Here is a 14604-nt window from a genome sequence, read left to right as displayed (position 1 = left end):
TCGGATGGTCATCGAGACTGAAATCTGCGTAATCGGTGGCGGCCCAGCAGGCAGCGCGGCGGCGCTGAGGCTAGCTCAACTGGGTCGCCGCGTCTGCCTGATCGAAAGACAAACCTTTCCGCGCCAACATGTCGGAGAATCTCTGCCACCATCAATCTGGCCGATCCTGAACCTTCTGGGCGTCGAAGATACCGTGGCGCAAGCCGGGTTTCTGCGCGCAAGCGGGTCGATCCTACATTGGGCCGGAACGTTCGAGCGTCGCGGCGTCGACGGCGAACACCCCGGTCTGTTAGTGGATCGACGCCAGTTTGATACGGTACTGCTGCGGGCGGCGCGGGCGGCGGGAGTTGAGATCATCCAGCCCGCACGGGCATACCGCCCGGTGCGCGATAGAACAGGCTGGGAAATACCGGTCCGCACCGATACTGAAGCATTCCAGGTTCAGGCTCGGATCCTTCTGGATGCCGCAGGCCGGCAAGCCGGGCTGGGCCGCAGGTTTCGATCAGTCTCTCAGCCTTTATTGGCGCTCTATGCTTATTGGCAGGTTCCCCCAGGCTTCGGCCCACAAGCGCGGGTCGAAGCAGGCAAGTCGCACTGGTACTGGGGTGCGCTGTTGCCGGGTGGGGTGGTCAATGCAATGGTTTTTGTTGAACCCGAGAGCTGCACAGGGCTTTCACCTGCGGACCGGCGCGATCTTTACCTGAACCTGCTGGCGCAATCGACCTTGTTGTCCTCTTGTCTGGAACAGCGCCGGATCGGGCCAGTCCGGAGGGTGGACGCAACCAGCCGAACCGAGGTCACACTTCCGTCGCATGATCTTTTGCGGGTCGGGGAAGCCAGTTTCTCGGTCGACGCTTTGTCATCGCAAGGGGTGCAATTGGCCATGGGTCAGGCAGTGCAGGCCGCAGCAGTGATAAACACAGTGCTGGAAACGCCCGAACACAGCGAACTGGCTTTGACCTTCTACGCAGACCGCCAGTTTGAGCGTGTACAAACCCACGCCGCGCTGTCGGCGGATTTCTATGCGAGGCAGCATGCGGTCAGTCCTTCGCCGTTCTGGGCCGAGCGGGCACATCCGTTGGACTGGCTCAAATCGCCTCGAACCGACCCTAACCCAGAGAAGTTGCGCAACGATTTGCCCCTGACCCTGTCTTCGAAAACACGGCTGATTACGTCTGGGGTTCAGGTCGCCGCGCATATTGAACCGGGACTTGTTTTGAAGCACCCAAATCTGCAGCGCCCTGTCGCAAATCTCGAGGGGGCTTCGCTTGGCCTCCTGTTGCAGCGCTTACATTGGCCACAAAACGCGAGTAAGATCGTTGCATGTTGGTCAGATACACTCGATGCCGAACGAGCGGCTCGCATTCTGGACTGGCTTTGGCACCATCGCATACTGATCCCGGCAACTGATCGGGCTTAATCACGGTTCCCTCTGCCACCCGAATGGCATAAGCTTCGCCGCAACGCCAACCGCCAAGTAACAAGAGGTCGTATGTCGCGTTTTGATGGGTATTTCCTGCGGCAATTGCTGGTGCTGTTTGGCTTTTTCACACTGGTCCTTGTCGGTGTCTTCTGGATCACACGTTCGGTCAGCCTGTTTGACCGCGTGATTAGCGGCGGTCAGTCTGCAATGGTGTTTCTGGAATTCACCGCGCTAACCCTACCGACACTGATCCGGACAGTTATGCCAATGGCGGTATTTGCCGCCGCTGTCTATGCGACTAACCGTTTGAGCCGGGAAAGTGAGATGACGGTGATGCTGGCGACCGGATCGAGCCCCTGGCGTCTTGCGCGCGCGGTTTTGATGTTCGGGCTGAGCGCTGGGTTGATAATGGCGGTCATCAGTGTGTTTCTTCGGCCTGCATCGGTTGATCAGCTGGAACAAAGACAGGATGAAGTCGCTGGTGATTTGACTGCTCAGCTACTGAATGAAGGCGAATTCCTGCACCCGGCAGACGGTGTGACCGTCTATATTAGCAGTATCGATCTGGACGGTACACTGCGCGAGGTCTTTGTTTCGGACCGGCGAGAAGCTATAAATCCCGTCAGTTATTCCAGCACCACAGCTTATCTGGTTAACCAGACCTCAGGCATTCATCTGGTTATGCTAGACGGGGTTGCGCTGCGATTTGATGAGGCTGGCAACACGTTGTCATCAACGTTGTTCGAAGATGCATCCTACGACATTTCAGAGCTGACACTGAACTCGGAAATGGGCCACCGGAGCCTTGAGGCGATACCTACGATCGAGCTGATCTGGGATCGGGAAGCTGTTGCCGTGAAAGATGATCACAGTGTCGGGCATCTGGTTGATGAACTGCATCAGCGATTCTCATGGATCGCCATTTGTATCGCGGTTGCCTTGGTCGGCTATTCGGCGCTCATGCTCGGCAGTTTTTCGCGTTTTGGCTTGTGGCCCCAGATACTCGGAGCCTTCACGATTCTCGTATTGTTGGAAGGCGTAAGGGGGTTTGTTTCACCTATAGTGATCGGAGATCCACGTTTGTGGATTTTGCTTTACCTTCCGGCGATACTGGGCGTCGCATTGTCAGGCTTGTTCCTGACTATTGCCGGACGCCCTTTGTTACGTAAATCATCCGGCAACGGCGCCATTTCCTCTGCATGATACTTGGCGTTTTCTGCGTCGAATTCTTTTGCGTTGTTGATCGGTCTGTCTAATCTAGGCGCGAAAGCAGCCACAGGAGCGCGCCATGCTGGACAAAACCCACAAACCCACCTGGACCAGTTTTGAAGAGGCAACGAAGGCCGATTGGGATGCGGTCATGGAGTATGAAGAGGCCTATAACGCGGCTCTGCCAGATCGTATTCTCGATGCCATCCGATCGCTAGACGAAGACTGGACGCCTTATCCGGTGAATCGTTACCAACACAGCCTGCAAGCCGCGACACGCGCTTATGAGGATGGTGCCGATGAAGAGTTGGTTGTAGCAGCTTTGATCCATGACACGGGTGATATCCTGTCGCCTTATAATCACGGTGAGTTATCAGCTGCGATGATGAAGCCATATGTAAGCGAGAGAACCTATTGGATCCTCAAGCACCACTGTGTGTTCCAGGGATATTATTATAATCACCATCTCGGTGGTGACCGGAATGCGCGCGACAAGTATCGCGACAGCCCGTATTGGGAGGACTGCCGATATTTCTGCCACGAATACGATCAGAAAGCATTTGACCCTGATTATCCAACAAAGCCGCTGGAGTTCTTTGAACCCATGCTACGCCGCGTCTTAAACAAGGGCGAGGGGCATATGGAGTTGAACGAGACGTCTGAAGGTTAACAGGCGGCCATCAGTCGATAGACGATCTGAGCTGCGGTAAAGTCCCAGGCGGCATTGCCGTCTGGGGCCAACTCGACCACATCGAAGCCCACACATTTCCGGCCCTTCAGGGCGTGCTCGACCAGGTGCAGCGCCTGATAGTACCCCAGCCCTCCGGGTACGGGCGTGCCGGTCGCGGGCATTTGTGATGGATCCAGCCCGTCCACGTCAAAGCTGACATAAATCAGTTCGGGAAAATCCTCGGGCAGGTCGATCGAATGGATATTACCAGTCACCAATTCTTCGGCGTCGACATGGAAAATACGGTTCTTCAGACGGCTCTGCGCTTCTTCGGTCGAGAAGGCACGAACGCCGAATTGCGCCAGCCGGATGCCTTCTTCGGTCAAAAGGTGCATGACCGAGGCATGGGAGTGCTTTTCCCCCTGATAGGCGTGGCGCAGATCGGCATGGGCGTCGATCTGGACGATGCCGATGGGGTGGTTTAGCGCACGTGCCACACCCATCACAGCACCGTAGCTGAGCGAATGTTCTCCGCCTAAGGTCACGGGCACTTTGCCTGCACGGATGGCAGCTTCGGTGCGTTGGGCGAGGCGTTCCATGATTTCGGGTAGGCCGGCGTCGCAATCGATGGGTTTTTCGGTGAAAATGCCGTCTACGCAAGGTTCTGCGTGGCCCGTGATGCGCTCCAACTCGTTGCTGGCCTCAATGATCGCCTCAGGCCCTTTTGCGGTGCCGGATCCGTAAGAGACCGTGCGCTCCAGAGGCACTGGGATCACGCGAAAGCGGCCGTCCTCGGTGCGCTCGGATGTGGTCAGTTCACTGTCAAGAAAAATGCTCATGAAAGGCGGTCCTTAAAGTCGTCAAAGTCGAACTGTTTGATGATTTTCAGTTCGTTTGTTTCGCTGTTCCATAAGGCGATGGTGGGCAGGGGAACACCGTTGAAGGTGTTGGTCTTGACCATCGAGTAATGCGCCTGATCGAGGAAAGCAAAGCGCTGGCCGATCTCCAGAGGCTTGTCCCATGTGTAATCGCCAATCACATCGCCGGCCAGACAGGACGGACCGCCCAGACGGTAGGTATGGCCTGACGCGGCCTCGTCCATCAGGGCGGGGCGATACGGCGCTTCGATCACGTCGGGCATGTGGCAGGTGGCCGAAATATCGGTGATTGCGAGGTTCATGCCATTTGTTGGTAGGTCGAGGATTTCTCCGATCAGAATGCCCGCGTCCAACGCCACCGCCTCCCCGGGTTCGAGATAGACGTCGACGTTGTGTTTTGCGCGGATGGCTTTGATGAAGGCCACCAGCCCGTCGCGGTCATAGTCATCGCGGGTGATATGATGGCCGCCGCCGAAGTTCAGCCACTTGAGCTGGTCCATGAAGGGGGCGAATTTGGGTTCCACAGCGTCCCAAGTTCGTTGCAGGGGCTCGAACCCCTGTTCGCAGAGTGTGTGCATGTGCAACCCATCGACGCCGGTCAGGGCGTCTGCGGTCAGTTGGCTGACAGGCGTGCCGAGACGTGAGCAAGGCGCACAGGGGTCGTATTTGGGGATCTCACCCTCGGAGTGCTCGGGGTTGATACGCAGGCCAACCTGTACGCCTGCTGCCTGGGCTTTGAAGAGGAAGCGATCCTTCTGAGCCGGAGAGTTAAAGATGATATGGTCGGACAGAGTGAGAATTTCATCTATGTCTGCGTCTTTGTACCCGGCGCAGAAGGTCGCGACCTCGCCGCCATATTCTTCACGTCCCAAACGTGCCTCATAGATACCGCTCGCGCAGGTGCCGCCGAGGTATTGGCGGACCAATGGGGCGAGCGAGAACATTGAGAAGGCTTTGAGCGCGCTCAGGACATGCGCGCCTGAGCGGTTGCCGATCTCGGCGAGCATGCTCAGATTCCGCTCGACGGCTATTTCGTCGACTACAAAGCACGGCGTGGGAACCCGGCTGAGATCGAATTTGCGGAAGGCTCCGGCGTCGCCGGCCTGCGTGGTCATCATGTCGGACATAACCGGCGTCTCCGTTGGGTAGACAGGCCGGGGGCTCTGCCCCCGTACCCCTGGGATATTTTTGGCCAGATGAAGCAGGACGGTCGCTCAGACCGATCCTGAGGGATCAGAACTCGACCGGGCCGTCGAGCTCGTGGACCTGCCACGGCAGGCCGTGTTCGTTCAGCATGTCCATGAAGTTGTCCGGGTCGAGCTGTTCCATGTTCCAGACGCCGGGCTGCACCCAGTTGCCTTTCAGCACTTGTGCGGCACCGATCATCGCGGGTACGCCGGTGGTGTAGCTGACGGCTTGGCTGCCGACCTCGGCATAGCATTCCTCGTGGTCGCAGATGTTGTAGATGTAATAGGTTTTCTCACCCGAGCCGTCTTTGGCCTGGCCCGTGGCGATGTCACCGATGCAGGCTTTGCCTTTGGTTTCTGCACCCAGGTCACCGGGATCAGGCAGCAGAGTTTTCAGGAATTGGATCGGGATGATTTCCTTGCCGTCATGCATCACCGGATCAATGCGGGTCATGCCGACATTCTCCAGCACTTTGGCGTGGGTAATGTAGGCATCGCCGAAGGTCATCCAGAAGCGGGCGCGTTCGATTTCGGGGAAGTGGGTCGAGAGTGATTCCAGTTCCTCGTGATACATTAGATACATGTTCTTGGGGCCGATGGCGGGGAAGTCGAACTCGACCTTATGGGTCATGGCAGGGGAATGTTTCCATTCGCCGTTTTCCCAGTGACGAACTTCGGCCAGCACTTCGCGCAGGTTGATTTCGGGGTTGAAGTTAGTGGCGAATTCTTGATCGTTCGAGCCGCCATTAGCGTCCAGCACATCGATCTGACGAATGGTGTCCAGCTTATGTTTCTTCAGCCAAGTGGCGAATACGCTGGTCACGCCCGGATCGAAGCCAGAGCCGAGGATCGCTGTCAGATCGGCCTCTTTGAACTTATCCTGATAGGCCCACTGCCAATGGTATTCGAACTTGGCCTCATCCTCGGGCTCATAATTTGCGGTGTCGATATAATGGATGCCCGCCTCAAGGCACGCGTCCATCAGCACCAGATCCTGATAGGGCAGGGCGAGGTTCACAAGGATTTCTGCGCCGGTTTCCTTGATCAGCTTGACCGTGTCTTCGACCTTGTAAGCGTCCAGTTCGGCGGTCTTGATATCGACGCCCACACGCTCTTTCACCGCCTTGGCGATGGCGTCGCATTTCGATTTTGTGCGGCTTGCCAAGGTGATTTCGGTAAAAATGTCCGAATTCATCGCCATCTTGTGCACTGCAGCGTGAGATACGCCGCCCGCGCCGACAACCAGTGTTTTGCCCATGGTCTGTCTCCTTTTTATTCGTAATAGGTGTAGCCGTTGATCGAGTCGCGATAGGCGCTCATCAGGGTTTTGCGGTCCTTGGCTTTCAGAGTACCGGTCGAGATCGCCTCGTCCACCATTTTGCGGAAGGCGGCGACGCAATCCTGTGGGTCGAATTCCACGTAAGACAGGACTTGGCTGATCGTGTCGCCCTCTTGTTCGTGCAGCAGATCAAAGCCTCCGTCAGCACGCAGGTCGATGGTGACGACGTTGGTATCGCCGAATAAGTTGTGCAGATCGCCCAAGGTTTCCTGATAAGCGCCAACGAAGAATACACCCATGAAGTACTCATCATCTTCGGGCAGGGAATGCACCGGCAGACTGGGTGAGACACCGTCGGCCAGAATGAACCGGTCGATCTTGCCGTCGCTGTCGCAGGTGATGTCTGACAGAACGGCGCGGCGGTCAGGCGTTTGGTTCAGGCCTTGTAGTGGGACGATGGGGTGAAGTTGATCGATGGCCCAAACGTCAGGAAGGGATTGGAACAGTGAGAAGTTGCAGTGGTAGATATCGGCCACTTTCTCTAATTGGTCGTCCACATCCGACTCCAGATCATCATTTGCAGCCAGAGACTTTAGGCGTGCCATAAGCGACAGGTAGATCCGTTCAGCACGGGCCATCTGGCGCAGGTCGACATAGCCTCGCCGGAAGAGCGCGCGCAGCTCGTTGCGGTAGAAGGTGGCGTCGTTCCAGCATTCCTGCAGCCGATCGCTGCTTAGATAGCCATGAACTGCAGCGAGATCCGAGACCATATGATGATCATCAGCTTCGACTTCGGGACCGATCGGGGCGTCGTAAAGCGTACTCTCCAGAACATTAAAGACCAGCATCGAAGATGTGGCCACGACTGCCCGCCCGCTTTCAGTGATAAGCGTAGGATGATCGATTTCAGCTTCGTCCATGGCATAGGCCACAGTTTCGACCACGTTTGCGCAGTATTCTTCAACCGTATAATTGATTGAATTTTCTGCGGCTTTCTTTTCGCCGGTATAATCCACACCCATACCGCCGCCTAGGTCCAAATGGGTGAGCGGTACGCCTTCGCGCGTGAGTTCGGTATAGTAGCGGCACGCCTCGCCTACAGCGCGGCGCACGTCGTTGACGTCCTGTACCTGTGAGCCCAGATGTGAGTGCTGCAGCTTCAGGCAATGCAGCAGGCCGGCGTCACGCAGCTTGTCCACTGTGGCAACCAGTTGGTCGGTGTTCATCCCAAAGGCGGATCGGTCGCCCGAACTTTCTTCCCATTTGCCGCTGATCTGATTGGTCAGCTTGACCCGTACGCCGATCAAGGGCTCGATGCCAAGCTCGTTATATACCTGGATAACCGTGTCAGCCTCTTTTGGGCTTTCCAGAACGATGACCGTATTGAAACCGATCTTGCGGCTGAGGATTGCGAGCTGGATGAACTCGGCGTCCTTGACGCCGTTGCAGACAATGAGCGCCTCAGAGGCCAAGCGGTGGGCCAGCGCGACGACCAGTTCGGGTTTGGAACCGGCCTCAAGCCCATAATTGTATTTCTTGCCGAACTCGACGATCCGATCGACGACCTGAGCCTGCTGGTTCACCTTGATCGGGAAAACGCCGCGATATTGGCCTTTGTAGTCAACGCGCTTGATTGCGTCGCGGAAACTTTCATTCAAATGCGCGATCTCATGTTCCAGATAAGACGCCACACGTAGCACCATCGGCGCCTTGATGCCCCGATCATCCAAGTCACTTAGGATACCCGGCAGGCTAATCGCAGTGGCATCAGGAACCATCGGATTACGTAGACCGATCTCGCCCTGATCCGTCACCTCAATGAGGCCTTTGCCCCATTTCTCAACCCCGTAGATGGAATGCGGTGCGATGGGCGGTTGTTTCAATCAGGTTTATCCTTGGAATCAGGGTGCAGGTTTCGCGCCTGCCAATACGGTAGCGGTTCGATTCGTCCAAGCATAAACTGCGAATCGGATTCTCGCTGCGTATTAATCGGTTGTTTGGATTGGGATCAAATGGTTGTCCCATTGGCAATCCTGCCGAGACGAGATTTTGGCGTGCGCGGCATTCAGAGACCCAAAGGCACCGGTACCGGTGGTGAATACCAAACCTTCTGCGCCAGCGCCTAATCCGCAGACGTCCTCAAGCGTGTAGGCATTCATTAAAGCACCGCTCGTCACATCGAAGCGATGTAGCGTGTTGCCTCTGGGGCAGGTTATTGCAACTGAATGTCCATCGGTGGAGAACGCGATGCTGCCAGCATACCCCTGCAAGTCGCTTTGCTGTCTTTCAGGGGCGGAAAGCAGGCGAGGGATTTCGCCAAGTTTGTGCAAGCCCAACAAGGGTGGGTGCTTGGTCTGATTGCCCTGCCATTGCATCGCGAAACCCACAAGACCATCGCCACGCACAGCAAGATGACGGATCGAGTTTTTGTGCTGCGCGCCGGTTAACTCCACTTTTGCCAATACCGAACCCGATATGTCGACATAGGCGAGATTGGGTAACATTGTAGGCAAGTTAAGCTTTGTTCGGCCGGTATCGGGGTGGGTTTCGATACCGCCATTGGCAATAACAAGCATGTCAACGCCGGGCATAAGCCTTATGTCGTGGGGACCAACACCGCCCGAGGCGAACTCTCCAATCCGAGTAAATTTGTTGGCGTCCCAAACGCCTATGACGCCTTCTGCGGCTTCAAATTTGTTCTCGGTCGTGAAGAACCGTGTGCCATCGGACGAGAATGTTCCGTGCCCGTAGAAGTGGCGGCCATTTGGGGCTGTCAGTCGTTTGATGACGCGGCCGCTTTTGCAATCGATCACAACGGCGAATGTGCCCGGACGGCGTGCAAAGGCGACGGCTTGCGCCTTGGACGGATGGGCAGCCGCAGCATGGCCTCGTGATGGCAGAGGGATCGAGAACAAGATGGCGCCTGCGTTGTCCAGCCCGGAAAGCCGATAGCTGCCATCGGGGAATAGCCCGGCGGCAAGATAAACAGGCGCGCCCACCGATGACCAGCCGGATGCGGGCGTCAGGCTGGCAGCGGCAAGACCTGCAAGGAAATTGCGCCGGTTGGTCAAAGCTCAGTCTCCGTCCAGTGAGTTGAACCCAGCACTGATGCCGAGCGTTGGACCAAGCTCGGTTGAGGCGATCTCGCGAATCTTGTGGATCGATTGTTGCAACGCTTCGACCCGGATGCGGCCCTGCGGTGTGTCGACCTTGGCAAAGACGGGGTCATCCAGCGACTGAGCCCTATCAATTGCCTGTGCAAAGGCTGTATCAAGATCAGCTGCGATTTCGGGGTGGTCAAAGGACAGGCGGGCGGCCAGATCGCGTAGCGCGATCAATGATAGCTCCACATGGCGCAATGATCGCTTTGACCGGCGCGCTTCGGCGCGGTTTGGACGAGGACGTTCGAATGTGCCCAAGGGGCGACCAAGCCGCGTATCAGCGGTGAATTCGAGGCCTGTTGTTAGCGCCCGGTACAGTTCCTGCATCGCCTCATCGTCCGAGCGATAGGGGCTGTTGTCACCCGGTTGGGTCAGATTGGGTGTGAAACTCTGCCAATCGGCGTTCATTGCATCTGCATTCCGATCAATGTCGGTAGCGATGGCGCGGATCAGCGCGCAGCGATAGGCGGCGTTGCCTTGTTCGGCCATGGCTGGATCGTACAGCATTCGTTCAAGCGCCAGAAATCCGCGCCCGGCAATCGACGTTTCGGCATATGCGGCAGGCGACTCGACAGCTGTGTCTTCGTCTTCGATGTGCCGGGACAGGGTTTTTGGTGTGAAACCTTTGGTGTCGGGCCAGAAGGCCATGGCAAAGGCCCGATCATCCGTCTCGGTTGGACCGAACCGCAAATGACTGGCTGAGATCCAGCTATCGAATGCTGCAGAATAGGCTGCACGCAGGGTATCCGATTGTGGCTCACAATCGGCCTGCACGGTGGTGGCCAAGGTGTTAGTCGCATCCGCCAATTGCGCAAAGCGCGGCAGGATATGTGTTTCAGTCACATCCATCAGAATCGGCGCGCGATCCTGCGCATAAGCGCCGAATGGGATCAACAAAGCGGTAAATAGGGTAAGGCTTCGCATCAACTATAGGCTCTCTAGAAATTGGATCAGCGCATCACGGTCAGACTTGGGCATTGATACCACCGTGTCGCGGGCGGTTTGGGCCTCTCCGCCATGCCATAAGACAGCCTCGAGCAGAGAGCGTGCCCGACCGTCGTGCAGGAATTGGGTGTGGCCCGAGACACGTTCTGTCAATCCAATCCCCCACAGCGGCGGAGTACGCCATTCACGGCCCGTGGCGCGGGCCTCGGGGCGGTTATCGGCCAGTCCTTCACCCATGTCGTGCAGCAGCAGGTCAGTGTAGGGCCAGATCAATTGAAAACTGTGTTCGGGTCGGTCGGGCATTCGATGGGTAACATAGGCAGGTGTGTGACAAGAGGCACAGCCAGATGTGTGGAATACTTCTTTGCCGCGCAGAACCTTTGGATCATCAGTTTCACGCCGGGCGGGGACACCCAAATTGCGGCTGTAAAAAGCGACGAGATCCATGCCGATTTGGTCAATCTCAAACCCGCGCACATCAGTGTCACCGTGCGGGGCATCTATGCAGTTGGTCTGCAGCTCGGTGCAATCGCCGAAGGGGGCAGGGTAAAGCGGGCTAGAAATGCCAATATCACCCGCGAAGGCCGCCGATGATTGCTCCATCACCGTAGGCATTCCGGCTTTGTGGCCAAAGCGGCCCATCATCGGTTCGCCAAATTCTAACGACCACACGATGTTCGGTCGTCCCGATATCCCATCGCCATCTTCATCATCAGGATCGGCCCGTGCCAACAGGTCCTCAACCGGGATGGATTCGAGCAATCCCAAGCCGATCATCTGCGGCGCAACTCGGGGGCTGAGCATGGCGTCGGGATGCAATGGGCCATACCCCAAGTCGGCCGCATGGTAGGTCGGGCGGCGAAGCGAAGCAATTTCACCTTCGGACAGCTCGATTGGGACTTCTTCGTATGTGATGTTCAACCGATATTCTGCCGGATGGCCGGCCAGTGCGAAATCCTGCATCTGCCCGCCATAATTCGGGTCGGGCAAGGTGGCGATATAGTCCTCAATCTCGGCAGGAGCATCCTCTGGGTTGCCGGGAATCGAGACCCGTAGAAACATCGAGACGGCGTTGTCATCCGGTCCATTAGGTGTATGGCCGCGCCCATCCTTGATGTGGCACCGCTGGCACGAGCGGGCGTTATAAAGCGGGCCCAACCCATCTGTAGCCAGTGTTGAGGAGGGCGATGAGACCCAGATTTTCTTGAACAATCCATTGCCTACTTTGAAATCCAGTTCCTGTTCGAAACTGATGTTGGCGGAGGGCTGAGAAAACGCATCGGCATCGGTACGAACGCGTACAGTCGCCGCGCCAGCGGATAATTCTTCGAACCGCTGGGGTGCACTGAACTTTTCGGGTGAGGCTGTCACCGCAGCAATCCGCGCACGCTCTTCGTCTGTTCTGGGAATGAAGTTTAGATGTGGGTCCCGTAGCTCGGTCGCGAGGGAGGGGGTGGCCGACAGTGCGGCCACCGATGCCAGGGCGAGCCTACTCGCCCTCGTCCATGGTTGATGCGTTGAGTTGCGCATAGTTGGCTTCGCCAATCCTTTCATAGAGGTCGAGCTGCGTTTCGAGAAAGTCGATATGGTCCTCTTCATCGGACATCAATTTCTCAAACAGAGACATCGACACGTAGTCGCCGGCATCCCGGCAATACTCGCGCGCTTCCTTATAGAGAGCTCTTGCATCAATTTCGGCTGCCAGATCGCATTCAAGAGTTTCCTTGGGTGTCTGGCCGATCCGCAAGGGATCAAGTTTTTGCAGGTTGGGGTGACCTTCGAGAAAAATAATGCGTTCGATCAGTTTATCCGCGTGCTCCATCTCTTCGATGGATTCTTCGCGGCTTTTCTTGGCCATATGGCCAAGGCCCCAATCTTCCTGAAGCCTATAGTGCAACCAGTATTGGCTAACAGCCGTTAGTTCATGCCGCAGTGATTTGTTGAGATATTCGATAACCTTGGGATCGCCTTTCATGTGACTTCTCCTGTGATGCTCCGGACCGCAATGTTCGAAGCTGCATGGGGACTTCCAGATTATCGTCAGAACGCATTGTGTCTAGGAAAAGAGGCATGCATCCGCCGCAATCCGCTGATTTACCAAGGGCATGATAGATCTTGCCAGGGGTGATTATGGTCTGCGGGTCTGCGGTGCGTATCCAGCTGATCGTGGCGCGGATGTCGTGGTCTGAGATATTAGTACAGTGGCATACAATCATGGCGACTCAGCCTGAATTCGTTTTTCTTAGTAAAATAGTTGGTTTTTTGTTTTGCGTCCAGTGTCAAGACGCCACACCCATTTCGTAGAAAGGGCCGAGCGCAATTCAATCGCGCCCGGCCATAGCGTTTAGTGGAATACCGCGTCAGGATTATCCAGGCTGTCCGAGCCTTCGAACTCGATCTGGTCAAGTTCCAGTAGGGTCACGATACGTTCGATGGTTTTGGTTTGGTCGATCAGTCCATTCACGCCACCCATGATCAGAGCTTCACCGCCTTCGTTGCCGCGCTCCAGCATCTGGTCATAAGCAAATCCAGCCTCGGCGGTCGACTTGATGTTGCCCAAAGCTTTCATGGTGCTCGCGAGCTTGGCTTTCATCTCTGCATCCAAAGACGGATCGGTTGCGACAACCAGATCGGACAACGATGCACCCGATACCGGAGTGCCATCGATACGGGTGTAGCTTCCCAGATACACGTTCTGGATGCCCAGACCATCGTAATAGTGGCTGTTATGGGTGTTGTCGGCAAAGCAATCATGCTCTTCTTCGGGATCGTTCAGCATGAGGCCCAAGCGCATGCGTTCACCCGCCTGCTCACCATAGGATAGTGAGCCCATGCCGGTCAGGATCGCGCTGACACCGGCAGTCTCGTCCGAGGCAAGAGCTGCGCGCGCTTCGCCACCTTCGGCCCACTGGGCGGTTATCCATTCCAGATCGCTGATCAGCAGATCGGTTGCGGCGCTCAGATACTGGGCCCGACGATCGCAATTACCGCCAGTGCAGCCGTCACCGTCTACATAGTCGGTATAAGGACGATTTCCTGCGCCAGCGCCATGGCCATTCAGGTCCTGACCCCACAGCAGGAATTCAATGGCGTGATAGCCGGTGGCGACGTTGGCCTCGATCCCGTCAGCCTCGTGCAACGTATCCGACAAAAGAGCAGGGGTGATTTCGCCTGCGTCGATGGTTTCACCAGACAATTCAAAGCTGGGGTTAGCGATGACGTTCAGCACGGCGAACTCGTTCTCATCGCTCGGGCCTCCGTACGACGCGTCCACATAGTCGATCAGGCCTTCGTCCAAGGGCCAAGCATTCACTTTGCCTTCCCAGTCGTCGACGATAGCGTTGCCAAAGCGATAAACCTCGGTCTGCTGATAAGGCACGCGCGCGGCGACCCATGCAGCGCGTGCTGCGGTCAGCGTTGCGTCCGACGGATCGGCAATCAGCGCATTAACGGCAGCCTGCAGCGTCTTTGCCGCAATCAGGCTGTCGTCATATTTTGCTTCCGCGATGTTAGCATAGGTGCTCAGAATATCTGCTTTAGACGGGGCGTCGGCGACAGCTGCACTTGCGATGCTCAACGTAAGGGCGCTGGTCGCAGTGAATAATTTGGCCATTTGGAATTCATTCCTTCTCAACGGGTTCGGTTCCCGCACAGTTACGGGGTGGACGCGGAAATATCTGAGTTAATTAGTCAACAAAGTCAACCTGACTTTTATTGTCAGATATAAGGTCTGAATTTGCCTCCCCATATCTGGTGGGGTTGAAATGCATGTAAGCCAATTGCGCAGGAGGGTAATTAGACTAAAATATTATGAGATTTGTTTGTTTAATGGTGATTGAGATGAAATGCGCG

Annotated in this window: 13 protein-coding genes; 3 read left to right on the top strand and 10 right to left on the bottom strand. The window is 56.3% G+C overall.

Annotated elements, in window-relative coordinates; genetic code table 11:
- Positions 1 to 4: 4 nt before the first annotated feature.
- The 3 genes from qhpG to ACR0JR_RS20135 all read left to right on the top strand — a co-directional run bounded on the left by qhpG (position 5) and on the right by ACR0JR_RS20135 (position 3302).
- Positions 5 to 1420 carry a flavin-dependent monooxygenase QhpG gene (qhpG, locus tag ACR0JR_RS20145; RefSeq protein WP_480457742.1) on the top strand — a complete coding sequence of 472 codons (1416 nt, stop codon included), beginning with the start codon at positions 5 to 7 and terminating at the stop codon, positions 1418 to 1420.
- A 72-nt stretch (positions 1421 to 1492) separates the two neighbouring features.
- On the top strand, positions 1493 to 2626 hold the full coding sequence (gene lptF, locus ACR0JR_RS20140) for an LPS export ABC transporter permease LptF (protein WP_480457741.1): 1134 nt from the start codon (positions 1493 to 1495) through the stop codon (positions 2624 to 2626).
- Positions 2627 to 2711: 85 nt separating this feature from the next.
- On the top strand, positions 2712 to 3302 hold the full coding sequence (locus tag ACR0JR_RS20135) for an HD domain-containing protein (protein ID WP_480457739.1): 591 nt from the start codon (positions 2712 to 2714) through the stop codon (positions 3300 to 3302).
- Here ACR0JR_RS20135 and speB read toward each other — a convergent pair.
- The 10 genes from speB to ACR0JR_RS20085 all read right to left on the bottom strand — a co-directional run bounded on the left by speB (position 3299) and on the right by ACR0JR_RS20085 (position 14365).
- A complete protein-coding gene (gene speB / locus ACR0JR_RS20130; RefSeq protein WP_480457737.1) occupies positions 3299 to 4141 on the bottom strand; it encodes an agmatinase in 843 nt (280 codons plus the stop codon). The two genes, ACR0JR_RS20135 and speB, sit on opposite strands and share 4 nt — an antisense overlap.
- Positions 4138 to 5307 carry a carboxynorspermidine decarboxylase gene (gene nspC, locus ACR0JR_RS20125; RefSeq protein WP_480457736.1) on the bottom strand — a complete coding sequence of 390 codons (1170 nt, stop codon included), beginning with the start codon at positions 5305 to 5307 and terminating at the stop codon, positions 4138 to 4140. Before nspC ends, speB begins: the two co-directional genes overlap by 4 nt.
- A gap of 106 nt (positions 5308 to 5413) precedes the next feature.
- Positions 5414 to 6625 carry a saccharopine dehydrogenase family protein gene (locus tag ACR0JR_RS20120; RefSeq protein ID WP_480457735.1) on the bottom strand — a complete coding sequence of 404 codons (1212 nt, stop codon included), beginning with the start codon at positions 6623 to 6625 and terminating at the stop codon, positions 5414 to 5416.
- A gap of 14 nt (positions 6626 to 6639) precedes the next feature.
- The gene (speA, locus tag ACR0JR_RS20115) at positions 6640 to 8529 is read right to left on the bottom strand and encodes a biosynthetic arginine decarboxylase (RefSeq protein ID WP_480457733.1); all 1890 of its coding nucleotides are present in this window, start codon (positions 8527 to 8529) and stop codon (positions 6640 to 6642) included.
- A gap of 102 nt (positions 8530 to 8631) precedes the next feature.
- Positions 8632 to 9717: a DUF1513 domain-containing protein gene (locus tag ACR0JR_RS20110; RefSeq protein WP_480457732.1), complete on the bottom strand. Its 1086-nt coding sequence runs from the start codon at positions 9715 to 9717 to the stop codon at positions 8632 to 8634.
- Between the two features lie 3 nt (positions 9718 to 9720).
- Complete coding sequence (locus ACR0JR_RS20105; protein WP_480457731.1) at positions 9721 to 10731, bottom strand: imelysin family protein; 1011 nt, start codon at positions 10729 to 10731, stop codon at positions 9721 to 9723.
- A gap of 3 nt (positions 10732 to 10734) precedes the next feature.
- Positions 10735 to 12225 carry a di-heme oxidoreductase family protein gene (locus tag ACR0JR_RS20100; protein WP_480457729.1) on the bottom strand — a complete coding sequence of 497 codons (1491 nt, stop codon included), beginning with the start codon at positions 12223 to 12225 and terminating at the stop codon, positions 10735 to 10737.
- Positions 12226 to 12241: 16 nt separating this feature from the next.
- Entirely contained in the window at positions 12242 to 12727 is a 486-nt protein-coding gene (gene bfr / locus ACR0JR_RS20095; protein WP_010443342.1) for a bacterioferritin, read from the bottom strand.
- Entirely contained in the window at positions 12675 to 12968 is a 294-nt protein-coding gene (locus ACR0JR_RS20090; RefSeq protein ID WP_480457728.1) for a (2Fe-2S)-binding protein, read from the bottom strand. Before ACR0JR_RS20090 ends, bfr begins: the two co-directional genes overlap by 53 nt.
- 128 nt (positions 12969 to 13096) lie before the next feature.
- Positions 13097 to 14365 carry an imelysin family protein gene (locus ACR0JR_RS20085; RefSeq protein WP_480457727.1) on the bottom strand — a complete coding sequence of 423 codons (1269 nt, stop codon included), beginning with the start codon at positions 14363 to 14365 and terminating at the stop codon, positions 13097 to 13099.
- Between the last annotated feature and the right edge of the window lie 239 nt (positions 14366 to 14604).

The organism is Ruegeria sp. AA3, assembly GCF_056542905.1.
This window is presented reverse-complemented; position numbering and strand designations above follow the sequence as displayed.

Coding starts and splice junctions, on each gene's coding strand:
- nspC (WP_480457736.1), bottom strand. CDS start 5,307: ATGTCCGACATGATGACCACGCAGGCCGGCGACGCCGGAGCCTTCCGC.
- bfr (WP_010443342.1), bottom strand. CDS start 12,727: ATGAAAGGCGATCCCAAGGTTATCGAATATCTCAACAAATCACTGCGG.
- ACR0JR_RS20085 (WP_480457727.1), bottom strand. CDS start 14,365: ATGGCCAAATTATTCACTGCGACCAGCGCCCTTACGTTGAGCATCGCA.
- qhpG (WP_480457742.1), top strand. CDS start 5: ATGGTCATCGAGACTGAAATCTGCGTAATCGGTGGCGGCCCAGCAGGC.
- speB (WP_480457737.1), bottom strand. CDS start 4,141: ATGAGCATTTTTCTTGACAGTGAACTGACCACATCCGAGCGCACCGAG.
- ACR0JR_RS20120 (WP_480457735.1), bottom strand. CDS start 6,625: ATGGGCAAAACACTGGTTGTCGGCGCGGGCGGCGTATCTCACGCTGCA.
- ACR0JR_RS20090 (WP_480457728.1), bottom strand. CDS start 12,968: ATGATTGTATGCCACTGTACTAATATCTCAGACCACGACATCCGCGCC.
- ACR0JR_RS20105 (WP_480457731.1), bottom strand. CDS start 10,731: ATGCGAAGCCTTACCCTATTTACCGCTTTGTTGATCCCATTCGGCGCT.
- lptF (WP_480457741.1), top strand. CDS start 1,493: ATGTCGCGTTTTGATGGGTATTTCCTGCGGCAATTGCTGGTGCTGTTT.
- ACR0JR_RS20135 (WP_480457739.1), top strand. CDS start 2,712: ATGCTGGACAAAACCCACAAACCCACCTGGACCAGTTTTGAAGAGGCA.